Raw genomic sequence first — 20,129 nt, 5'->3', positions numbered from 1 at the left:
ACTACGACCGGCCCGTACCGTCGACGATGGCCGACAACTTCGCGTAGGTGTCCTGCCAGCCGTGCACCGCGATCGACTCGATCCCGAGATCTTTGACCGGCCGGTCGTTACCGCCCTCGTCGAGCCGATCACCGAAGAACAGGATGTCGTCGATCCCGAGGTCGAGGATGTCCATCAGTTTGCGGGCACCGTAGGCCTTGTCGATGCCCTTCCTCGTGACGTCGACCGAGGTGGAGCCGCCGCTGCGCACCTCGAGGTCGGGTAGCCGCTCGGCGGCGTGGGCCCGCAGGAGTTCCTTCTTCGCCCCGCCCGGGTCCCACGCGGCCTTCGCGTCGACAGGTGCGGACTGACCGAGCGCACTGAAGGTGATCTGGCTGCCCCGGTCCTCCAGGATCGGGCCCCAGGTGTCGGTCTCCCAGAGTCCGAGTTCCTTGGCCCCGGTCTCGAGGACGTCGAGGGCACGCTTCTTCTCGTCGTCGGACAGGTACTCCGCGTAGACGGTCTCGAACTCGGTACCCGACCAGCGCACGTACTGAGTCCCGCAGGTGGGCATCATGTGCAGGTTCGCCGCACCGGCGAAGGTGCCGAGCCGCTCGACCACCTGGGTCTGGAACTGCTCGAATCGTCCACCGGAGATCACGCAGCCCAGCGTGGTGTCGAGCATCCTGGTCAGAAGCGCCGCCATCTCCTCGGGCAAGGGGCTCTTCGACGGTGCCAGCGTGTCGTCGAGGTCGAACATCACCAGTGCGTAGTCCCTGCCCTGGTACGAAACCGTCATCAGCGCCCTTCCGATCCATTCGCTGTCGAGGACACAGCATGTCATCCCGGCACGGTCGGCGCACCGCTGGGCCACCACAGGTCAGGCGTGATCATCGGTGAGCGTGCCGACGGTCGCGTCGAGCAGCCGCATCGCCTCGGTGCGATCGACACGCGCGAGGGTCATCGCCGCGATGATCGAACCGGTGACGATCCGTGCCCGGGCGCCCGCACCGAGCTCGTCGATGTCCGGGTATCGCGCCCGCACCCCCGCGGTCACCGCCTCGAGCAGTTCTGCGTGGTAGGCGGCGACGACCTGGCGGACCGCCGAGTCGTCCCCGAGGGAGGTGGCGGCGGTGCCGACCAGCAGGCAACCGGTCGGCTCCGGGCCGTCGCCGAGTCGGTTGATCGCCGCCGACAGCCCGGTCAGGTAGTCCACGAGCGCGGAGGGGGCGACGTCGGGGGATCGCAGAGGCGCAAGCCGCGGGCGCACGACGGTGTCGAGATAGTCGGTGACGGCGGCGTCGAACAAGCCGCGCATGCTGCCGAACGCGTGGTAGAGGCTCGATCGCGACAGCCCGGTGACCTGCTGCACGTCCGCGACCGAGACCGCATCGAAACCTCTCTGCCAGAACAGGTTCCGCGCTGCCCCGACGACCTCGGCGGTGTCGTAGCCCTGCGTCCTACCCATGTCTCTCCAACCGGTTCGCGCTCACTCGCTGTTTGCTGTCGGCACCAGTGTAGCCCTATTGTGAACCGATCAGTCCACAATAATGTCGAAGGGAGGTGGCGATGACCGCCACCAGCACCCAGATCCAGCTCGTCAACCGGCCCGTGGGATGGCCGACCGCCGACGACTTCCGCACGGTCACCGTCGAATACGGAGATCTCGCGCCCGGGCAGGTCCGCGTGGTCAACGAGTTCGTCTCGGTCGACCCGTATATGCGGGGCCGGATGATCGACACGCGCAGCTACATCCCGCCGTTCGCCCTCGACGCGACGATGACGGGCGGAGCGGTCGGCCGGGTCGTCGAGACGACGGTCGACGAACTCCCGGTGGGGACGCTCGTGTCCCACCAGTACGGGTGGCGCGACGTCGTCCAGGAGGACGCCGACGGTTTCCGCGCGCTGCCCGAGCCGCCGGCGAACGCGGCGTCGTCGGTGTACCTCGGCGTGCTGGGTATGACCGGCCTGACCGCCTACGTCGGACTGCTGACCATCGCCCGGATGCAGCCCGGTGACACCGTGTTCATCTCGGGGGCGGCCGGCGCCGTCGGCACCGCTGCCGGACAGATCGCCCAGCTCAAGGGCGCGAAGCGGGTCATCGGGTCGGCCGGAACACCGGAGAAGGTCGCGCTGCTGACCGAGCGCTACGGATACGACGCGGCGTTCGACTACAAGGACGATCGATCCATCCGCGAGCAGCTCCGCGATGCCGCCCCCGACGGCATCGACGTCTACTTCGACAACGTCGGCGGCGAGCACCTCGAGGCCGCGCTGGACTCGTTCAACGACGGCGGCCGGGCCGCGCTGTGCGGGGCGATTGCGCAATACAACAGCACCACCCGCACCCCGGGACCGTCGAACATGGCCAACATCATCACCCGCGGCCTCACGCTGACCGGGTTCACCATCGGCCACTACTTCGACCAGGCGCCGGCCTTCCGGGGCGAGATGGGCCAGTGGTTCGCCGACGGGAAGGTCGTGCACGACGAGACCGTCGTCGACGGCATCGAGAACTCGGTGGATGCCTTCCTGGGACTCATGCGCGGGGAAAACGTCGGAAAGATGGTGGTGCGCACCGGGTCCTGATCGTCGCGGTCGGTGGCGCGGCGTTCAACCCGACACGCGGCGTAGCGAATCGACCAGGTCGCCTCGGTCACCGATCGAGACGCGGCCCAGACCCAGCCAGCGCGCCATCGACGCCAGGTCCGCGGTGAGACTCTCGGCGACAGCATCTTTCGACCGTCCAGGTTCGACGAAGGCCGCCAGGACCAGCAGCGTCGAACCCTTGCGGTCGGCCTTGAGGTCGACCCGGGCGACGATGTCGGAGCCCATCAGATAGGGCAGCACGTAATAGCCGTGCACCCGTTTGTGTTCGGGCACGTAGATCTCGATGCGGTAGCGGAAGTCGAACAGACGTTCCGCGCGTGGACGGAAGAACACCAGCGGGTCGAAGGGTGAGAGGATCGCAGAGCGGTCGACCCGTCGCGGGATCGCGGCTTCGGGACGCAGGTAGGCGGGATCGCGCCAGCCCTCGACGCCGACCGGGGCAAGTTCTCCGGTGTCGACGAGGTCGGCGACGGCACCGCGGACCTCGGCGGGCTTGGTGCGGTAGTAGTCGGCGAGGTCCGCGATCGTCGCGACGCCGAGCGATCGCGCAGCCCGGGCGGTCAGCCGTCGGTGTGCCTCGGCCCTGTCGACGGTGTCCTCGACGAGTTCGGGTGCGACTATCCGCCCGGTGAGATCGTAATGCCGCGTGAAGTTCTCGTCGCGGATCGCGGAGAGTTCGCCGGCCGCGAAGAGCGCCTCACACAGATGTTTGACCTCGCCGCGGTGCCACCACCCGCCGCGCACCCCGGGGGAACGATCGATGCCCAGATGGTCCTCGATCTGTCGAGGTGTGCTTGCCCCGGCGTCGACGATGACCGCGTGCACGTCGCGCGCCAGATCTCGGTTACGGCGCATGATGTCTCGGGTGTGCCGATAGCGGCCGTCGCGGAATTCCTCTCGGCGCCAACCGAACAGCGGCCAGTCGGTGACCGGGATGAGCGCCGCCTCATGCGCCCAGTACTCGACGAGGAGGCGCTCGCCCCGCCCGGGTCGCCACGCGGCGCGGTCCAGGATCGCACGGTCGTAGGGTCCCGACCGGCTGAACATCGGCAGGTAGTGGGCGCGTGCCGCGATGTTGACCGAGTCCATCTGGAACAGCCCGATCCGCGACAGCACTCGGCGCAGATGCGCGAGTGTCGGCTTGCCCGACGGCCGCCGATCGGTGAATCCCTGTGCCGCGAGGGCGATCCGCCGCGCCTGGGCGGCAGAGAGATCGGTGCGTCCCATACGCCCCGCGTCAGGATTCCCGTCGACCCGACACGCCCGCCCGGTGCCGGAGATAATCGACGAAGCGGTAGCGCACGCCGGTGCTCGACGACTGCCACTCCCCGGTCTCGCCGACCTCCCACGCGAAGGGATCGATCTCGGGTGCGAACGCGTCGGCGCCCTCGACCAGCATGTCGATCTCGGTGATCCGCAGATGGGTCGCCAAGGCCATCGACGCCTCGTAGATCTGGCCGCCGCCGATCACGGTGACCGGCCCCTCGACGAGATCGAGCGCTTCGGAGATCGAGTGCACGACGTCGGCGCCCTCGGCGGTGAATCCCACCGACCTGCTGATGACGACGTTGCGCCGTCCGGGCAGCGGGCGGACCCGCGTCGGTAACGACTCCCAGGTTCGGCGTCCCATGACGACGGGGTGCGCGCCGGTCAGCTCCCGGAACCGGCGCATGTCCTCGGGGACCCGCCACGGGATGGTGTTGGCGCGACCGATTGCGCCGACGCGGTCCTGCGCCCAGAGAAGCGTGATCGTGGTGGCCATCAGACCGCCACCGGTGCCTTGATACCCGGGTGTGCCCGGTAGCCGACGACCGTCACGTCGTCGAAGTCGTAGTCGAAGATCGACTCCCGCTTGCGGAGATCGAGCGTCGGGTAGGGGTAGGGCTCACGGGACAACTGCAACCGCACCTGCTCGACGTGGTTGTCGTAGATGTGGCAGTCGCCGCCGGTCCAGACGAACTCTCCGACGTCGAGGCCGGCCTGCTGCGCCATCATGTGGGTCAGCAGCGCATACGACGCGATGTTGAACGGCACGCCGAGGAACAGGTCGGCGCTGCGCTGATACAGCTGACACGACAGCCTGCCGTCGGCGACGTAGAACTGGAAGAAGGCGTGGCAGGGCGGCAACGCCATCTGCGGGATCTCCCCGACGTTCCATGCGGAGACGATGTTGCGGCGGGAATCGGGGTTCGTCTTGAGCAGATCCAAAGCCGCCGAGATCTGGTCGATGTGCTCGCCCGACGGTGTCGGCCAGTTGCGCCACTGCACGCCGTAGACGGGGCCCAGTTCCCCGTCGTCGTCGGCCCACTCGTCCCAGATCGTCACCCCGCGCTCTTGCAGCCACCGCACGTTGGAGTCGCCGCGCAGGAACCACAGCAGTTCGTAGACGATCGATTTGAGGTGCACCTTCTTGGTGGTGATCAGCGGGAAGCCCTCGGCCAGGTCGTAGCGCAGCTGGCGACCGAACAGGCTCCGCGTCCCGGTGCCGGTGCGGTCCGCCTTGGGCGTGCCCTCCTCGAGGACCAGCCGCAACAGGTCCTCGTAGGGCGTGGGGATGACGCCCGGCGGCGTGATGTCTCGGATGGCCGTGCTCACGAGGACGATTCTACGGGCGAGCGCCGGGCCGGCAGGCACGCGGCGCGACCAGTCCCCCTCGAATCGGCTTCGTCCGCGCCGTGCGGCGTTCGTTGTCACGAAGGCGCGGCTCGTAGTGGGCGAAGAAGATCTTGCCGACGAGTTCGCGGCGGCTGCTCACTCCGGTCTTGTCGAAGATGCTCTTCAGGTGCTGCTGCACGGTGTGTGGGGAAACGAGGAGGTCGGCGGCGATCTCGCTCGTCGAGAATCCTTGCAGCACAATCCGAGTCACGTCCTTCTCACGTTCGGTGAGGTCGTAGAGGTCCATCAGCAGCGGCGCCAGGCGATCCGGGTCGGTCTGCTCGACGATGATCGCGACCCGACTCATCCCGTCGGTCAGCATGGGTGCACCGTGAATCGTCAGCCATCGACCGGTCTCGTCTCGGACACGAGCCACGGACACCTCGCCGGGATTCGACTCGGACCGACTCGTGGACAGAGTCCGGGCGGCGACCGAGGTGACGACGCTCGGCAACTGCGAGGCCGAGCAACCCGGAAGGCTTTCGAGAAGCTCGGCAGAGCCAGGGGTCATCGATTGCACCGTCAGATCCTCGTCGAGCACGATCAGGCTCGGTGCCAGGTGGTTCTCACGGTCGGTCGATTCGCCGATCAGCAAGCCTCTCCGCGCACCCTCCGCGAGCGCACCCGCGACATCGGCGAGGAAGCCTCGTTCGGTCGCCGAGAACACCGGCCGCCCGGATTCACGAAAGACCGACACGGTGCCCCACACGACCCCGCCGCGGTTGCGCAGTGGCACCATCAACTCCTGGTCGGCGCCGTACGCAGCGACGAACGAGCGCCAGCACTCGCTATTCCGCGGATCACCGTCGGTCAGCTCGTGGACGGTTGCCGTGCGGCGGCCGGAGCGGGCGACAGCCGCCATGTTCCAGATGTCGTCGTGGCCGTATTCGTATGCGAGATAGTCCGGCGAGAGTTCCGGCACGGCGGGGTCGAAGTGGCTTGTCACCAAGAGCGATGCCGGATCGAACGTGAACCAGCACGGCTGCGAGTAGCCCGGGACCACCCGCGTGATCACATCACTGCATTCGCGCCAGAACGTTGCGACGTCGAGCCCGCTCGCGGCGAGTCGAATGATCTTGGCCGCGCTGCGTTCGAGCAGGTCAGCGGACATAATGACAGCGTGCCAGAGTAGCGCCAGGGCGTAAATGCCAGATTTGTGGAATGTCGTGATCGGCGGCCGGACGAGCACTGTATCGGGTATGACCACCTCACGCTTCATCCGCCCCGCGCAGGGCGAGCTTCTCGGTCCGATCGATGGTGTCCGCGACCGGTTCCTCCTCGACTCCACGCAGACAGACGGAAGACTCGCCGTCGTCGAACATCTCCTGGCCCCGCGCGCGATCGCCGCACCTGTGCACCGACACCGGAACGAAGATGAGTACAGCTTCGTCCTCGAGGGCCGTATCGGCGCGATCTTCGACGGCGTCGAGGTGATCGCCGAACCCGGTGACCTGGTTCTCAAGCCGCGCGGTGAGTGGCACACCTTCTGGAATGCCGACGGCACTCCAGCCCGGCTGATCGAGCTGATCACCCCGGGCGGGCTCGAGGACCTGTTCCGCAGGATCGACCGCGGTGTCTCCGATACCGAGTTCGACAGACTGGTGGCCTCACACGGTTGTGAGGTCGATCTGGAACAGACCAGTCCGTTGATCGAGAAGTACGGCCTGACGTTCGGGTGAGGCCTCGAGGGCCGGTTCGTCCGTGTGACGGTCATCTCCCGCGGTCTCCAGGTCGATCCACAATCATGTGGCGGATGTGCGTGGATGGAGTCGGACGGCCGCCGCCGAGCACCTCTGGGCCCCAATTGTGTTGTGCGACACCGCCACGAAGTGGCTGTGAAGTGCATTTTGTTCAGCGGGTTTTCTCAACGCCGGGGCCTACCGTGGATATGACGGTCAATGGTGCCCGCACATCGAATAACCCGATAGAAAGCTTGACTCGAAATGAACGACACCGCACTCGCGACCGCACTCCTCACCGAGATCGCGTACGCAAGCACCACGGCTCCCGCGCGTGCATCCGAACTCGTCCACCTGGCGCATTTCGCCCAACTCCCCGAGCGGGCGATCAGCGCCGCCGTCGACGGCGACCGGACCCAAGCGCTGAGCGAACTGCGCCTCGATCACTACCGTGTCATCACGGTGGAGGACAGCACGTCAGAGCGCTACTACGAAGTGCGCACGGCCGACGACCACCGTCGTGTGGTGGGGTTCTACGACGCCGCGATCGCCCGCGACGCCGCCCGCGTCCTCAACACCGGATTGTGCCCCGAGGTGGCGGTCTCGGTCGGCGATCCCCTGCGCTGACTCACCCCGCGCTCGTGCAGCCACCGCACGTCAGAAGGGAGGCGGCGGGTCGTCGTTGCGGCGTCGGCGGTTGCGAGCCCGTTCCGATCGCCGTCGGGCGTGCTTGTTCGCCCGACGGGTGTTCGCGCGGGTCGGACGGTCAGCGGCTGTCGGTGGTGTCGGCGAGTTCGGTGGGGTCGGCGAGTTCGGTGGGGTCGGTGGCGTCGGCGGGGTCGGTGGCATCCGCGGGGTCCGTGGCGGCGCTTGGGGTGGCGCGGCGAGCCGGATCCGTCGCAGTCCGGGGAAGAGGTCCTCGTTGGTCTCGGCCTCACCCGGGATGACCAGGCCCTCGGGGGTGATGTACTCGGTGAACAACCGCCCGTCGGCATCGCGGCCCTGGTCGTCGAGCCAGTCCCCGAAGGTCTTGAGCAGATGATCGGCGCGACATTTCGCGTTCATGTCCTCGGAGGTCGTCTGCCCACCCCGCGCAGGGTCGTCGTGGTCGAATTCGCTGACATGGTCGAGGTCGCATTCCCACGCGGACTTCGTGCAGCCCGGGTCGACGCAGTAGCCGTCGCGCACCCGCACCAGGGTGTCCAGCGCCGCCGACGGCCGGTAGGGGTCCGACGGCAGGTGGGCCGGCAGGGTGAACGTGCCGTCGGCGTTCTCGGCGGTGCCGCGCGGTACGAGCGGTTTGATGACCGTATCCGCGCGGGCGGCGATGTCACGTACATGCTCGTCGGAGATCACCCCGTGCCCGTCCATGAACCCGGCGTTCGCCGCGGTCCCGTTCAGCGTGCCCTCGTCACAGACGACGTGCAGCACGATCTTGGCGTCTGTGGGCGGCAGGGTGCCGGGTTCGGGGATCTGGGCCTTGCAGTCGTCGCGCCCGCACTGACATTCGAAGGGGGTGCCCGACAACAGCGCGAACATTGCGTCCGAGGCGCGTTGCGGTCTGGTGCGGCCGTCGTGGTCGCAGGCCGAGTCGGCGAGCGCGGTGACCGCGGCCGCGGCGATCCGCACGTTTTCCGCCGACATCAGTCCGGTGATCTCGGCGGTGCCGTCCTCGCGCGGCGTGGTCCACATGCCGCGGTCGTCGAGCGCGCGCCTGCGGCGCTTCCGCACCGCGTCGGGGTCGTGGCGGAACACGATGCGGTCGATCATGTCGCGGAACCGCGAGCGCGACCATGTCCCCTTCCGGCCGCGCAGCACCGCCGCGATCTCGGCGTCCACCAGCGGCGCGGCGGCGGAATCGGCGAGCAGGTCGGTGCGCGCCACCGCGGCTTTGGCATGCCACGGCCCGATGATCCCGTCGCGCAAGCACTCCAGCACCGACGGCAGCCGGTCACGCAGCGCGACACCGTCGTTGAGCAACACTTCCGCGGCGTGGCGGGTCATCCCGCGCAGCTTCGCGATGCGCGCCGCGCAATCGGCGAATCCGTCGACCACATAGCCGTCCGTCTCTTCCCGGGCGGCGACGAGGCGGTCGTAGGTGACCGCCGCGAACCGGTAGTCGGCGTAGGCGAGAAAAGCCTGGCCCCGGTCGAGCTCGGCCATCGCCAGCAGGATGTCGTTGAGCGGTGTCTCGTCGGGGTAGTCGGGTTCGACGTCGCCGAGAAACCCGAGCGGGAGCTCGGGCCACGGCGAGGGCGAGGCCAACACAGACGACACGACAAGCCTTCCGGCGCGACGGATACGGCCGCAGGATCTATCCGAAATCGCTACTCGTCGTCATCGTCGGCCCACGTGGGCCTTGTCTCTGAGGTGGTCTGAAGCTCAACTCATCCTGCGTTGGCTCCGAGACTAGGACACGGCACCGACAACGTTCGGTGCCGCAATCGCGCGGACGATCATCGGAAGCCGTGTGTCAGATCAGTTTGCGCGGTGGCCTGCGCCGATTCCAGTCGGTCGTCGATCCGAGCCGCGAGGTCGGCGGCGTCACGCCCGACCCCACCGAGAAGCGCGGAGCCGAGCGATCGGATGAATGGCAGCCCGATGAAGTACAGGCCCGGCTCGGTCGTGATCGATCCTCGATCGTTCCTCGGATAGCCGTCCTCGAGAATCAGGGACAGATCGATCCACGACAGGTCGGGGTCGAAGCCGGTACACCACACGACGTTCGCGACGTCGAGCACCGTCCCGTCGTCGAGAACCGGCCGTCCGTCGCGCACGCCGGCCACCCGCGGGACACGCTCGATGCCGGCCTTGACCAGGCCGCGGGGGCGTACCCCACCCAGGGGTATGCCGCGTGGAGGGTGTAGGAAATGGTCGCGCGCCCGGCGACCGATCGGCGACCCGACGGTGAGTACGTGCGAAGCGGCAAACCACATCAGCGGCATCAGGATTCGATCGGGGACGGTGCCCCTACTCGTGGGTTCATGGCCGGTGTCACGTCCCGACAGCCACACGTGATGGCCGTGCGACAACTCGAGGGCGATCTCGGCACCCGAATTGCCCGCGCCCACCACCAGCACACCGCCGGGTCGAAGTCGGGACGGATTTCGGTAGCGGCTGGAGTGCAGTTGTGTGATGTCGTCGGCGAGTTCGGATGCGAAGTCGGGCACTCGCGGCGTGTGATAAGCGCCGGTGGCCACGACGACGGCGTCGGCGAGGAACACCTGATCGCCGGCCACGGCCTCGAATCGCTGCTCGCGGCGCGTGAGGTGTTCCACGGCCACCCGGGTCCGAATCGGCAGTGCGAATCGCGCCGCGTATTCCTCCAGGTAGTCGGCCACGTCGTCCTTGTGCGGGTAGGACCATCGAGAACCCGGGAAGGGCATACCTGGCAGCCCGTTGTAGCGGTTCGACGTGAACAGTTGCAGTGAATCCCAGCGCTTACGCCAGACGTCACCCACTCGATCGTTCTTGTCGACGACCAGACAGCAACGACCTCGACGTACGAGGTGGTATGCCATGGCAAGCCCCGCCTGGCCACCCCCGATCACCAGGGTCTCGAACTCTTGAGTGGTTGTGCCGGCCATTGTCCACACCTCCGTCGGCTCGATCGGATGCCGGTGACCATCACGCTAGGACGTCGCAATCCTTCGGTCATCGAGCGAACAACCCAACTTCGACAACACGCGTACTGCGGCGTTCACACCACCTTCGGACGCCCGGTCGCCGGCCGGTCGCGATGACTTCCGCGACTCCTCAGCTCGAAGCCTCCTGCAGCTCCGACAAGGTCTGCAGGATGCCCTCGCGGATGTCTCGACCGGCCTGCTCACCGCCTTCCCCGGTCGAGATGCCGAAGCTCAGCTCTTCGCCGAACGAGATGACGGCGACGAGGCACCACAACGGGCGGCCGAGGGCGACGGTCGGCAACATCTGCCGCACACGTCTGCCCTGGTAGTAGATCGGGAAGGGCGGACCGGGGACGTTGGTGACGAGGGTGTCGACCATCCACTCCGGTAGCGGTCCACGGTGACGGACGGCCACCGTCTGGATGGCGGCCGGAGCGACGTTGAACATATCCGTGATGGCCTTGATCGACTCGGCCTCACCGGAATGCTTCACCTTGTTGATATGACCCTTGATCCAGGTCAGTCGTTCGACCGCCGTCCCGCTCACCGGTAGTTGGGTGAGCAGTCCGGACACCTGGTTGTTCGAGGTCACATCGAGCGGCGCCCGGACCGAGACCGGGATGACGACCTTGAGGTACTTGCCGTCGGTCGGTTGGTCCCGGCGCTGCATCATCAGTGCGTAGCCGCCGGATACCAGCGCCATGACGACATCGTTGAGCGTGCAGTCGAACGCGTTCTTGAGCGCCTTCACATCGGCTATCGGCACCTGCGCCATATGCCAGTGGCGCCGCACCCCGGGCGAACCGCCGATCAGCGAGCCGAACCGCGGCGTGGTCCACGTACGAACCGCTTCGGCGGTGCTGACGAACTGTTCCCCGGCTTTGCGTCCAGCGTCGACCATCGCCGTGGCAGCCTCGCCCGGGTGGAGCGACGTGCGCAGCGCGCGCATCAACCGGTCTCCGCCGTCGGCGACGGATGCGATCAGATGGTCCCGAGCCGAGCCCTCCGTGCCGGACCTCGCCGGCGATCTGTTGCCCGCGGCGAGGAGGGCATCGGTGAGTGTGGTCGTTCCGTCGGCATCGGTATCGAGCAGGTGACCGAGCACCAACACCGAGCCCTGCCCATCGGCCACCACATGATGGATCCTGGTGACCATCCCGAAGCCGTCGCCCAACCCGGTGAGCAGATGCATGTCCCACAGCGGGCGATCGAAGTCCAGCGGGATCTCCATGATGCGCGAAACCACCTGCTCGAGCGCGGCATCACTGCCGTCGCCGCCCATGTCGATCTCCCGGATGTGATGGGTCAGGTCGGCCTCCACGTGCTCCCACACCGGCCGCCTGATTCGCAATGACGACGGCACGATTCGCTGTTGCAGTCGCGGGGTCAGAGCGATCCGGGACGCGACGAAATCGCGTGTCTCCTGCAAAGTGGGTGCCGGCCCGTCGGCCACGATGGCCGACCCGATGGCGACCGAGGGTCCCGGCTCCTCGACGTCGAGGAAGACGGCATCCATCGCACGGATCCGTTCCCGGTCGGTCGCAAACGTCCCCGCGTCGTCATTAGCCATGCCGGACACGCTACGACGGCGCGGGTCTCCGCATAGGCCAGACCAACGGAATTGCGGGGCGCGGTGCGGGAGTCGGCGCGCATCCCGACCCCGTCGACTCAATCCAGCGGGAAGACCAGGCGGGTCACCGTGTCCGCCGGCGGGACTTCCGGGCCGGTGTCGTAGAACTCGAACATGGAGTCGTCCAGATCGAGATCCTGACTCTCAAGCCACGGCATCAGCTTCTCGTAGCTCTCCGCGAGAGTGTCGTAGGGGCCGATGTGAGTCGCGATCACCGCGCGGCGGGTGGGATGCGCAGTGACCACGAGTTCTTCGGACTCCACCGGCGCCGCGATACCGAAGCCGATCTCCATGTCGACGACGTCGGTGGGCATCCCGAAGTACCGGGCGTAGGCCGGCCCGACCACCATTCCTCCCGCCGCGGTGACCAGCCGGGCGACCTTGTCGAAGGTTTCCGGGAACACGGTCGGCAGTTCGGACATCGGGACGACCGCCCGAATACCCGCCGCGGTCCACGCCGGCAGGGTGTGGATGCAAGGTTTGAGATCTGACATCGCGGCTCCTGCCGTGGTTTCGGCTGGTGTGTCCTGATCGGTTGGTTCCCTGATCAGCCGATGTCACGGTATCGCGGGCGGCGTGGTCGGCGTCAGCCTTCCATCATCTGCGCGGCGACCGTCACGCCACGGTCAGCCGCGGGCGGACGAGGCCGTGGTGTTTGTCGCCAGTTCACGTGGCGATCGCCCGCCCGTTCCGAGCGAGACCTAGCGTGAGCGGAGGTCTCGATAACACGGGGCCGACCACCGACCTTTGGGGGACCTCACCGTGCGTATCCCGCTTCCGCTGTTCACCTCGTCCGACGCCACCCCCGGCGGCTCCGGCCGCGCGCGCGTGACCTGCCAGTACAAGTGCGGCGAGGCCTGCCGGCACGAACCGGGGAACACCAGCGACAACCCGTATTTCCGGGATGTCCTGCGCGCGGACGTCTCCCGCCGCGCGGTGTTGCGGTCGTCGGCCGGTGCTGCGGTGGCGATCGGCGCCACGTCGCTGCTCGCCGCGTGCGGCTCCGACGACCCGGCCGCCCTCACGTCGTCGAGCGCCGCCCCGACGCCCCCGCAGGGCATGGACTTCACGCCGGTCGCCGCGAACACCGAGGACGCGCTGGTGATCCCGGAGGGCTACACCCAGCAGGTGGTGATCCGCTGGGGCGACCCGGTGATCCCCGGCGCCCCGGAGTTCGACTTCGACAACCAGACGCCCGAGGCACAGGCCGGTCAGTTCGGCTTCAACAACGACTTCGCGGGACTGATCCCGATCGAGGGCGTGTCGAACCACTACTACATGGTGGTCAACCAGGAGTACACCTCCGAGGCGTTCATGTTCACCGACTACGTCGAGAAACAACCCACCGAGCAGCAGGCCCTCATCTCCAAGGCCGCCCACGGCATCACCGTGCTCGAGGTGACCGCGACGCCGGGCAGCGGTGAACTCACCGCCGTGGTCGGTCCCCGCAATCGCCGCATCACCGCCGACACCCCGTTCCGGCTGACCGGGCCGGCCGCCGGGTCGGAGTATGTGCGCACCACGGCGGACCCCGCCGGTATGACCGTGGCCGGCACCATCGCGAACTGCTCGGGTGGTATCACCCCGTGGGGCACGATGCTGTCGGGCGAGGAAAACTTCAACGGCTACTTCTCCAACGCCTCGGCCGTCACCGGAACTGCAGCGGTCGAGCACCTCGAGCGCTACGGTTTCGAAGACGACGGCGACTACCACCAGTGGGGTCTCTATGACCCCCGCTTCGACCTGGCGAAGGAACCCAACGAGGCCAACCGGTTCGGCTACGTCGTCGAGGTCGACCCGCACGATCCGACGTCGACGCCGATCAAGCACAGCGCGCTCGGCCGGCTCAAGCACGAGTCCGCGACCATCCACGTCGTCGGATCCGGCCCGGGCGCCGGCACCGTCGTGGCCTACAGCGGCGACGATGAGCGTTTCGAGTACATCTACAAGTTCGTCTCCAGCCGGAAGATGAAGACCGGGGTCTCGGCGACCGCGCGGGCCCACAACACCGGCATCCTCGACGAGGGCACACTGTACGTGGCGACCTTCACCGGCAACGACCCGGACGCCATCGACGGCAGTGGCACCCTCCCGCCGAACGGGAGTTTCTCCGGCACCGGCACCTGGACCCCGCTGCTCACCGTCGCCGCCGACGGAAATGCCACCTCGCATGTCGGCGGGATGTCCCCCGCCCAGGTCGCGGTGTTCACCCGCACCGCCGCCGACACCGCCGGCGCCACCAAGATGGATCGGCCCGAGGACATCGAGGCCAACCCGCGCAGCGGCAAGGTCTACTGCGCGCTGACCAACAACAGCAAGCGCGGCACCGACGGCAAGGCGGCCGCCGACGAGGCCAACCCGCGCAACGAGAACACGAACGGCCAGATCATCGAGATCTCCGACAACCATCTCGGCACCGACTTCACCTGGGATCTGCTTCTTGTCTGCGGTGACCCGGCCGAGGCAGACACCTACTACGGTGGCTTCGACAAGACCGCCGTCAGCGCGATGTCCTGCCCCGATAACGTGGCCTTCGATCCGCACGGCAATCTCTGGGTGTCCACCGACGGCAACGCGCTGGACAGCAACGACGGCCTGTTCGCGGTTGCACTCGACGGCGCGAACCGGGGTCAGACCAGGCAGTTCCTGACGGTGCCCCGCGGCGCGGAGACCTGCGGTCCGATCATCGGCACCGACCGGGTCATCGTGTGTGTGCAACACCCCGGCGAGCAGGACGATCACTCGGCGGCCAACCCGTACTCGCACTGGCCCGACGGCGGTGACGCGCAGCCGCGTCCGTCGGTGGTCGCCGTGTGGCCCGAGGGCGGCGGCCCGATCGGCGTCTGAGCGGCTAGCCCATGAGCTGGGCGGCGATCGTCGCGCCGAGTTCCCAACAGGCCTCGAGGTCGGCCTTGGTCGGTTTGGCCGAGACCGTCACGTACTCGGCGGCCTTCACCCAGCCCAGCCCGGTCGTGATGGCATCGACGGCCTTCTCGGCACCTTCGGTCCCCTGGTTGCCATGGACGTACAGCCCGAACGGGCGGCCCTTCGTCGAGTCGAGGATCGGGTAGTAGCAGACGTCGAAGGCGTGCTTGAGGGCCCCGCTGATGTACCCGAGGTTGGCGGGGCTGCCGAGGAGGTAGCCGTCGGCGGCGAGCATGTCGGCCGGTGACACCGACAGCGCCGCCCGCCGCACCACCTCCACACCCTCGATCTCGGGATCGGTCGCCCCGGCGACGACCGCCTCGAACATCTCCTGACAGAACGGCGACGGGGTGTGGTGGACGATCAGGAGACGGCTCACGCGGCTGACCTCCGGCAGTAGTCGGTACGGGCTCCGGGCTTCGATTCAGGTGCGACATCGCGGCACCGGCCAGGCCCCGCACGTCACGACGCGGGACACCGGGTGTCTCCGATCATGGCACGCGTCGCGTCATCCACCCGCAGACGACGCGAGGAATCCACCAGTCCCGCACTGACCCGTGGCGACCCATCCGAGGGCAGCCACGCCCCGAATAGCGATCGACATCGAGAACCCGCACACCGAGGGAGAACACCATGGTCGACGTCGCACGCACCTTCACCGTCGAACAGCCGTCGCACGTCATCGTCGCCTACCTGCGGGACTTCGCCAACGCCGTCGAGTGGGACCCGGGCACGCAGAGATGTGAGCAGGTCGGTGCCGACCCGATCGGCGTCGGCACCCGGTGGCACAACGTGTCGAAGCTCTACGGCATCACCACCGAGCTGACCTATGAACTCACCGTCGACGATCCCGACCGTCTCGTGTTCGTCGGCGCCAACAAGACGGCGACCACATCGGACGACCTGTCGGTCCGGGTGCTGCCCGACAACCGCACCTCGGTGACCTACCACGCGCAGGTGCGGTTCAACGGCGTGGCACGAGCGGTCAACCCGATCGCACAACTCGCGTTCAACCGGCTCGCGGAGTCCGTGCCGCGGCAGATGACCGAGGTGCTCAACGGCCTCTGACCGCCGGCGACCCACTCACGACGACTTCCCGTGGAACTGCGCGACGGCCCGCTTCATCATCTCGCGGGCCCGGCTTCGGTCACCGGCGTAGTCGTAGGCCCGCGCGATCCGGTAGGTGTTGTGCCAATCGGACGGATCGGCTTCCCACTCCTGCTTGACCTGGGCGAACAGTTCGTCGGCGGCCTCGCGTTCGATGCGCCCCGATGGCCGCCGGGGCAGCGACGACACGTCGAGTTCGCGCCCCTCCTCGGCCATGATCCGCGCCAGACGCTGGTGTTCGATGCCGGCCCGCAACGTCGCAATGATCATCCAGGCGCCGATGAACGGCAGGATGAGCACACCGATCCCCAGGCCGATCCCCGCGACGGTGCCCGACGAGATCAGATCGATGCCGCGCTGCCCGAGCAGGACGAAGTAGACGATCAGCGCGACGACGAAGAACCCGATCGTCCAGACGATCGGGCGCGAGTCGCGCCGTTGCGGATCCGCAGCCATATCGCTCAGAGGTCCATCAATTCTTCCAAGCCCACGGTGAGTCCGGGCCGGCCGCCGATCTCGCGCGCGCCGAGCAGCACGCCGGGGGCGAACGAGGTGCGGTCCATGGAGTCGTGCCGGATGGTGAGCGTCTCCCCCGCGGTCCCGAGCAGGACCTCTTGATGGGCGACCAGGCCGGCCAGCCGCACCGCGTGCACGTGCACGCCGTCGACGACGGCGCCGCGCGCGCCGTCGAGTTCGTCGGTGGTCGCGTCGGGGCTCGGTCCCACGCCGGCATCGGCCCGGGCCGCCGCGATCAGGGCGGCGGTCCGATACGCCGTGCCCGACGGGGCGTCCGCCTTGTGCGGATGGTGGAGTTCGATCACCTCGACCGAGTCGAAGAAGCGCGCCGCCTGGGCAGCGAACCGCATGGTCAGCACGGCGCCGATCGCGAAGTTCGGTGCGATCAGCACCCCGGTTCCCGGGCTGTCGGCCAGCCACGCACGCACCTGGGCGAGGCGTTCGTCGGTGAACCCGGTGGTGCCGACGACGGCGTGAATCCCGTTGCCGATGAGGAACTCCAGGTTGCCCATCACCGCACTCGGATGGGTGAAGTCGACGACGACGGCCGTGTCGGACTCGACGAACGCATCGAGCGAATCGCCCTTGTCGACGCCGACGGTGTACGTCAGATCCTCGGCGGCCTCGACGGCGTCGACGATCGCCTGCCCGACCTTGCCCGCACTGCCGAGCACGCCAACCCGAATTTCAGCTGCCATCGCCAGAATGTCCCTTCGTGTCGCTCGATCCGGGTTCCGAGTCTATTCGGCGACCCTCCTCAGAAGATCGGCGCACCGCCCCGCCGGTGCTCGAACACGAGGGACGTCGTGGTGCCGGCCACCTCCGGTCGCCCGTTGAGCACCTCGACGAACTGCCGCAGGCCGTCGGTGTCGGCGGCGGCCACGTGCAGGAGATAATCGTCGGTCCCGGCCAGAAAGAACACGTCGATCACCGCGTCCTCCTGCTCGATCTCGCCGACGAAGTGCCGGATCTCTCCGCGGGCCTCGGACTGCAGACTGACCGCCACCATCGCGCGCAGCGGGCGCCCGACTGCGGCCGGGTCGACGTCGGCGAAGAATCCCCGGATGACGCCGAGCTCGACCAGACGGCGTACGCGTCCATGGCAGGTCGAGGGTGCGATCCCGGCGCGTGCGGCCAGTTCGCTGTTGGGCATCCGGGCGTCGGTCTGCAGCAGTCGCAGCAGGGTGCGGTCGGTGTCGTCGAGCGCGGTTTCGGGGACCCGAACATCCTTCGGCGGGGGTGGCATCCGAGACCTCCTTGTCGAATATTCTGCATTCAGATTGCCATTCTAGAGAATCTTCTCCATCAATATTGTGGTTGTGTCGATGTTCCTTCAGGCTGGATGGCACACGCAGCGTCGCGAACGCCCAGTCCCACATCGAGGAGCACCCGTCATGCGTATCGGTATCCCCACCGAGGTCAAGAACAACGAGTACCGCGTCGCCATCACCCCGGCCGGTGTCGCCGAGCTGCATCACCGCGGCCACGACGTCGTCATCCAGGCCGGTGCCGGCGAGGGCTCGGCCATGCACGACAACGACTACAAGGAGGCCGGTGCGCAGATCCTTTCCACCGCCGAGGAGGTGTGGGAGCAGGCCGATCTGCTGCTCAAGGTGAAGGAGCCCATCGAGTCGGAGTACCCACTGCTGCGCGAAGGGCAGACCCTGTTCACCTACCTGCACCTGGCCGCCAGCCGGCCGTGCACCGAGGCGCTGCTCGCATCGAAGACGACGTCGATCGCCTACGAGACGGTCCGCGCGGCCGACGGGTCGCTGCCGCTACTGGCCCCGATGAGTGAGGTCGCCGGGCGCCTGGCTCCGCAGGTCGGCGCGTATCACCTCATGCGCTCGGAGGGCGGCCGCGGCGTCCTGATGGGTGGTGTCCCGGGCACCGAACCCGCCGACGTCGTCGTCATCGGCGCCGGTGTCAGCGGCGTCAACGCGGCCACCATCGCCGTCGGTATGGGGGCGCAGGTCACCGTCTTCGATCTCGACATCGCCAAGCTCCGCGCGATCGACGCCCGGTTCGCCGGTCGTGTTCACACCCGCTACAGCACCAAACTCGCCCTCGCCGAAGCCATTCGCGAGGCCGACCTCGTCATCGGGGCGGTCCTCGTGCCCGGCGCGAAGGCTCCGGTTCTGGTGTCGAACAGCCTTGTCGCGCAGATGCAGCCGGGCGCCGTGCTCGTCGACATCTCGATCGATCAGGGTGGATGCTTCGAGGACTCGCACCCCACCACCCACGACCACCCGACGTTCCGGGTGCACGACACGGTGTTCTACTGCGTGGCGAACATGCCGGGGACCGTCGCACGGACCTCGACGCTCGCGCTCACCGGTGCGACACTCCCCTATGTGCTGCGGCTCGCCGACCAGGGCTGGGAACGGGCGTGCCGCGACGACGCGTCGTTGGCGGCCGGGCTGTCCACCCACGACGGCGCACTCTACTGCCCGGAAGTCGGTGCGGCACTGGATATCCCGGTGGCGGCGTTCTAACCGCCGGTCGAGTAGCGCGCGAGCCTGCGAGCCGGCGTATCGAGACCACCCTAGCCGCAGGCGGTCTCGATACATCGCTCGCCTAACGGCTCGCGACACTCGACCACCTTGGGAAGCGGCGACTACTCGACCCGCTCAGAATCGGATCGTCGTGGTTCCGCGCTGCCGGCCCCGCCACCCGAAACGACGCTCGGTGATCTCGCCGTGCCCGTCGTATCCCACCCGCAGCACCGTCGATGCCCGGGTGCCGTAGCCGGGCATGTTCACGAAGATCGGTGACAGGTCGCTCTCCCGCTCCTCGGGGACGCCGGTGTCGGGCAGCAATGCGGCATCGGGGCGGGTCTCGTCGCGCAGCAGGTCCAGGTACGGTTCGACCGAGGCGTCCCGACGATCCGCGGCGACGAGTTCGGTGAGTGCTGACGCACCGTCGGTCACCTTGGGCCAGTCACTGTCGAGCGCACCGTTGGACAGTCCGTGCACGCCCGGCGGGACGCGCCGCGCCACCGGCTGCGGCCAGTTGGTCGCCCACCACAGCTCGTCGTCGTCGCCGACGAGCAGGTTCACGGGCTGATAGTCCTCGGCCCGTTCGACGACCCGCCGCGCGAAGGACTCGGGATCGTCGGTGCCGGTGAGGAACTGCACCGGCAGCTCCCCGCGCGAATGTGGTCCGGCAACCTCGGCGCGCAGTCCGTCGCGGACGTTGGTCACCATCGCGACCCGCGACGGCCGCTCCGCGCGCACCCCCATCCACGTACCGCCGGCGAGCCGGTCGCGGCCGGCGATGATGGGTAGGTCGGGCCAGCGCGACAGAGCCAGCGTCCTGCGACGATGGAACTCGTCGCGGTTTGCCGCGACGACGACCCGCAGCTCCGGATGGGTGTCCCACGCGAACAAGATCAGGCACATA

General features: G+C 67.8%; 21 protein-coding genes. 6 read left to right on the top strand and 15 right to left on the bottom strand.

The window, feature by feature from the left end:
* Window position 1: 1 nt before the first annotated feature.
* Together GORHZ_RS19205 and GORHZ_RS19200 are read right to left on the bottom strand one after the other, a co-directional pair.
* Window positions 2–778 carry an HAD-IIB family hydrolase gene (locus GORHZ_RS19205; protein WP_006335936.1) on the bottom strand — a complete coding sequence of 259 codons (777 nt, stop codon included), beginning with the start codon at window positions 776–778 and terminating at the stop codon, window positions 2–4.
* An 81-nt stretch (window positions 779–859) separates the two neighbouring features.
* Window positions 860–1,447 carry a TetR/AcrR family transcriptional regulator gene (locus tag GORHZ_RS19200; protein WP_006335935.1) on the bottom strand — a complete coding sequence of 196 codons (588 nt, stop codon included), beginning with the start codon at window positions 1,445–1,447 and terminating at the stop codon, window positions 860–862.
* A gap of 101 nt (window positions 1,448–1,548) precedes the next feature.
* Here GORHZ_RS19200 and GORHZ_RS19195 point away from each other — a divergent pair, with 101 nt between their 5' ends.
* The gene (locus GORHZ_RS19195) at window positions 1,549–2,568 is read left to right on the top strand and encodes an NADP-dependent oxidoreductase (RefSeq protein WP_006335934.1); all 1,020 of its coding nucleotides are present in this window, start codon (window positions 1,549–1,551) and stop codon (window positions 2,566–2,568) included.
* Between the two features lie 24 nt (window positions 2,569–2,592).
* Here GORHZ_RS19195 and GORHZ_RS19190 read toward each other — a convergent pair whose 3' ends face one another.
* The 4 genes from GORHZ_RS19190 to GORHZ_RS19175 are packed head-to-tail and all read right to left on the bottom strand — an operon-like array spanning window position 2,593 to window position 6,355.
* Window positions 2,593–3,816, bottom strand: coding sequence for a winged helix-turn-helix domain-containing protein (locus GORHZ_RS19190; protein WP_006335933.1), 1,224 nt, complete (start codon window positions 3,814–3,816; stop codon window positions 2,593–2,595).
* Window positions 3,817–3,826: 10 nt separating this feature from the next.
* The gene (locus tag GORHZ_RS19185) at window positions 3,827–4,351 is read right to left on the bottom strand and encodes a dihydrofolate reductase (RefSeq protein ID WP_006335932.1); all 525 of its coding nucleotides are present in this window, start codon (window positions 4,349–4,351) and stop codon (window positions 3,827–3,829) included.
* Window positions 4,351–5,184: a thymidylate synthase gene (locus GORHZ_RS19180; RefSeq protein ID WP_006335931.1), complete on the bottom strand. Its 834-nt coding sequence runs from the start codon at window positions 5,182–5,184 to the stop codon at window positions 4,351–4,353. Before GORHZ_RS19180 ends, GORHZ_RS19185 begins: the two co-directional genes overlap by 1 nt.
* A gap of 10 nt (window positions 5,185–5,194) precedes the next feature.
* Entirely contained in the window at window positions 5,195–6,355 is a 1,161-nt protein-coding gene (locus GORHZ_RS19175; RefSeq protein ID WP_040532524.1) for a helix-turn-helix domain-containing protein, read from the bottom strand.
* An 88-nt stretch (window positions 6,356–6,443) separates the two neighbouring features.
* Here GORHZ_RS19175 and GORHZ_RS19170 point away from each other — a divergent pair, with 88 nt between their 5' ends.
* The gene (locus GORHZ_RS19170; RefSeq protein WP_083877365.1) at window positions 6,444–6,923 is read left to right on the top strand and encodes a cupin domain-containing protein; all 480 of its coding nucleotides are present in this window, start codon (window positions 6,444–6,446) and stop codon (window positions 6,921–6,923) included.
* Window positions 6,924–7,187: 264 nt separating this feature from the next.
* Complete coding sequence (locus GORHZ_RS19165) at window positions 7,188–7,550, top strand: hypothetical protein (protein ID WP_006335927.1); 363 nt, start codon at window positions 7,188–7,190, stop codon at window positions 7,548–7,550.
* A 30-nt stretch (window positions 7,551–7,580) separates the two neighbouring features.
* Here GORHZ_RS19165 and GORHZ_RS19160 read toward each other — a convergent pair whose 3' ends face one another.
* The 4 genes from GORHZ_RS19160 to GORHZ_RS19145 form a co-directional block, all read right to left on the bottom strand.
* The gene (locus tag GORHZ_RS19160) at window positions 7,581–9,200 is read right to left on the bottom strand and encodes an HNH endonuclease signature motif containing protein (protein WP_006335926.1); all 1,620 of its coding nucleotides are present in this window, start codon (window positions 9,198–9,200) and stop codon (window positions 7,581–7,583) included.
* 179 nt (window positions 9,201–9,379) lie between these two features.
* Window positions 9,380–10,510, bottom strand: coding sequence for a flavin-containing monooxygenase (locus GORHZ_RS19155; protein ID WP_006335925.1), 1,131 nt, complete (start codon window positions 10,508–10,510; stop codon window positions 9,380–9,382).
* 169 nt (window positions 10,511–10,679) lie between these two features.
* On the bottom strand, window positions 10,680–12,119 hold the full coding sequence (locus GORHZ_RS19150) for a wax ester/triacylglycerol synthase domain-containing protein (RefSeq protein ID WP_083877364.1): 1,440 nt from the start codon (window positions 12,117–12,119) through the stop codon (window positions 10,680–10,682).
* Between the two features lie 98 nt (window positions 12,120–12,217).
* Window positions 12,218–12,673, bottom strand: coding sequence for a GyrI-like domain-containing protein (locus tag GORHZ_RS19145; RefSeq protein ID WP_006335919.1), 456 nt, complete (start codon window positions 12,671–12,673; stop codon window positions 12,218–12,220).
* Window positions 12,674–12,941: 268 nt separating this feature from the next.
* Here GORHZ_RS19145 and GORHZ_RS19140 point away from each other — a divergent pair, with 268 nt between their 5' ends.
* Entirely contained in the window at window positions 12,942–15,026 is a 2,085-nt protein-coding gene (locus tag GORHZ_RS19140) for a PhoX family protein (RefSeq protein WP_040532534.1), read from the top strand.
* A gap of 4 nt (window positions 15,027–15,030) precedes the next feature.
* Here the strand turns inward: GORHZ_RS19140 and GORHZ_RS19135 are convergent, their stop codons facing one another.
* Window positions 15,031–15,483, bottom strand: a complete 453-nt coding sequence (locus GORHZ_RS19135) for a flavodoxin family protein (RefSeq protein WP_006335917.1) — start codon at window positions 15,481–15,483, stop codon at window positions 15,031–15,033.
* A 254-nt stretch (window positions 15,484–15,737) separates the two neighbouring features.
* On the opposite strand from GORHZ_RS19135, the gene GORHZ_RS19130 reads away from it, so the two are divergent.
* Complete coding sequence (locus GORHZ_RS19130) at window positions 15,738–16,172, top strand: SRPBCC family protein (RefSeq protein ID WP_006335916.1); 435 nt, start codon at window positions 15,738–15,740, stop codon at window positions 16,170–16,172.
* A 15-nt stretch (window positions 16,173–16,187) separates the two neighbouring features.
* Here the strand turns inward: GORHZ_RS19130 and GORHZ_RS19125 are convergent, their stop codons facing one another.
* Genes GORHZ_RS19125 through GORHZ_RS19115 form a run of 3 tightly spaced genes read right to left on the bottom strand, consistent with a single transcriptional unit; the run spans window position 16,188 to window position 17,973 of the window.
* A complete protein-coding gene (locus GORHZ_RS19125) occupies window positions 16,188–16,667 on the bottom strand; it encodes a hypothetical protein (RefSeq protein ID WP_006335915.1) in 480 nt (159 codons plus the stop codon).
* A 5-nt stretch (window positions 16,668–16,672) separates the two neighbouring features.
* Window positions 16,673–17,425, bottom strand: a complete 753-nt coding sequence (gene dapB, locus GORHZ_RS19120) for a 4-hydroxy-tetrahydrodipicolinate reductase (protein WP_006335914.1) — start codon at window positions 17,423–17,425, stop codon at window positions 16,673–16,675.
* Between the two features lie 59 nt (window positions 17,426–17,484).
* On the bottom strand, window positions 17,485–17,973 hold the full coding sequence (locus tag GORHZ_RS19115) for an Lrp/AsnC family transcriptional regulator (RefSeq protein WP_006335913.1): 489 nt from the start codon (window positions 17,971–17,973) through the stop codon (window positions 17,485–17,487).
* Between the two features lie 148 nt (window positions 17,974–18,121).
* On the opposite strand from GORHZ_RS19115, the gene ald reads away from it, so the two are divergent.
* Complete coding sequence (gene ald / locus GORHZ_RS19110; protein WP_006335912.1) at window positions 18,122–19,222, top strand: alanine dehydrogenase; 1,101 nt, start codon at window positions 18,122–18,124, stop codon at window positions 19,220–19,222.
* Window positions 19,223–19,357: 135 nt separating this feature from the next.
* On the opposite strand, the gene GORHZ_RS19105 is transcribed toward ald, so the two are convergent.
* The gene (locus GORHZ_RS19105) at window positions 19,358–20,128 is read right to left on the bottom strand and encodes an NRDE family protein (RefSeq protein WP_006335911.1); all 771 of its coding nucleotides are present in this window, start codon (window positions 20,126–20,128) and stop codon (window positions 19,358–19,360) included.
* Window position 20,129 lies beyond the last annotated feature (1 nt).

It is taken from the genome of Gordonia rhizosphera NBRC 16068 (genome assembly GCF_000298195.1).
In the GTDB taxonomy this organism is placed as follows: Bacteria; Actinomycetota; Actinomycetes; order Mycobacteriales; family Mycobacteriaceae; genus Gordonia; species Gordonia rhizosphera.
This window is presented reverse-complemented; position numbering and strand designations above follow the sequence as displayed.

Bases quoted from the DNA above. Each gene is read 5' to 3' on its own strand.
- dapB (WP_006335914.1), bottom strand. From the start codon at position 17,425: ATGGCAGCTGAAATTCGGGTTGGCGTGCTCGGCAGTGCGGGCAAGGTC.
- GORHZ_RS19175 (WP_040532524.1), bottom strand. From the start codon at position 6,355: ATGTCCGCTGACCTGCTCGAACGCAGCGCGGCCAAGATCATTCGACTC.
- GORHZ_RS19155 (WP_006335925.1), bottom strand. From the start codon at position 10,510: ATGGCCGGCACAACCACTCAAGAGTTCGAGACCCTGGTGATCGGGGGT.
- GORHZ_RS19200 (WP_006335935.1), bottom strand. From the start codon at position 1,447: ATGGGTAGGACGCAGGGCTACGACACCGCCGAGGTCGTCGGGGCAGCG.
- GORHZ_RS19115 (WP_006335913.1), bottom strand. From the start codon at position 17,973: ATGCCACCCCCGCCGAAGGATGTTCGGGTCCCCGAAACCGCGCTCGAC.
- ald (WP_006335912.1), top strand. From the start codon at position 18,122: ATGCGTATCGGTATCCCCACCGAGGTCAAGAACAACGAGTACCGCGTC.
- GORHZ_RS19130 (WP_006335916.1), top strand. From the start codon at position 15,738: ATGGTCGACGTCGCACGCACCTTCACCGTCGAACAGCCGTCGCACGTC.
- GORHZ_RS19150 (WP_083877364.1), bottom strand. From the start codon at position 12,119: ATGGCTAATGACGACGCGGGGACGTTTGCGACCGACCGGGAACGGATC.
- GORHZ_RS19170 (WP_083877365.1), top strand. From the start codon at position 6,444: ATGACCACCTCACGCTTCATCCGCCCCGCGCAGGGCGAGCTTCTCGGT.
- GORHZ_RS19125 (WP_006335915.1), bottom strand. From the start codon at position 16,667: ATGGCTGCGGATCCGCAACGGCGCGACTCGCGCCCGATCGTCTGGACG.
- GORHZ_RS19195 (WP_006335934.1), top strand. From the start codon at position 1,549: ATGACCGCCACCAGCACCCAGATCCAGCTCGTCAACCGGCCCGTGGGA.
- GORHZ_RS19105 (WP_006335911.1), bottom strand. From the start codon at position 20,128: ATGTGCCTGATCTTGTTCGCGTGGGACACCCATCCGGAGCTGCGGGTC.
- GORHZ_RS19205 (WP_006335936.1), bottom strand. From the start codon at position 778: ATGACGGTTTCGTACCAGGGCAGGGACTACGCACTGGTGATGTTCGAC.
- GORHZ_RS19190 (WP_006335933.1), bottom strand. From the start codon at position 3,816: ATGGGACGCACCGATCTCTCTGCCGCCCAGGCGCGGCGGATCGCCCTC.
- GORHZ_RS19165 (WP_006335927.1), top strand. From the start codon at position 7,188: ATGAACGACACCGCACTCGCGACCGCACTCCTCACCGAGATCGCGTAC.
- GORHZ_RS19145 (WP_006335919.1), bottom strand. From the start codon at position 12,673: ATGTCAGATCTCAAACCTTGCATCCACACCCTGCCGGCGTGGACCGCG.
- GORHZ_RS19185 (WP_006335932.1), bottom strand. From the start codon at position 4,351: ATGGCCACCACGATCACGCTTCTCTGGGCGCAGGACCGCGTCGGCGCA.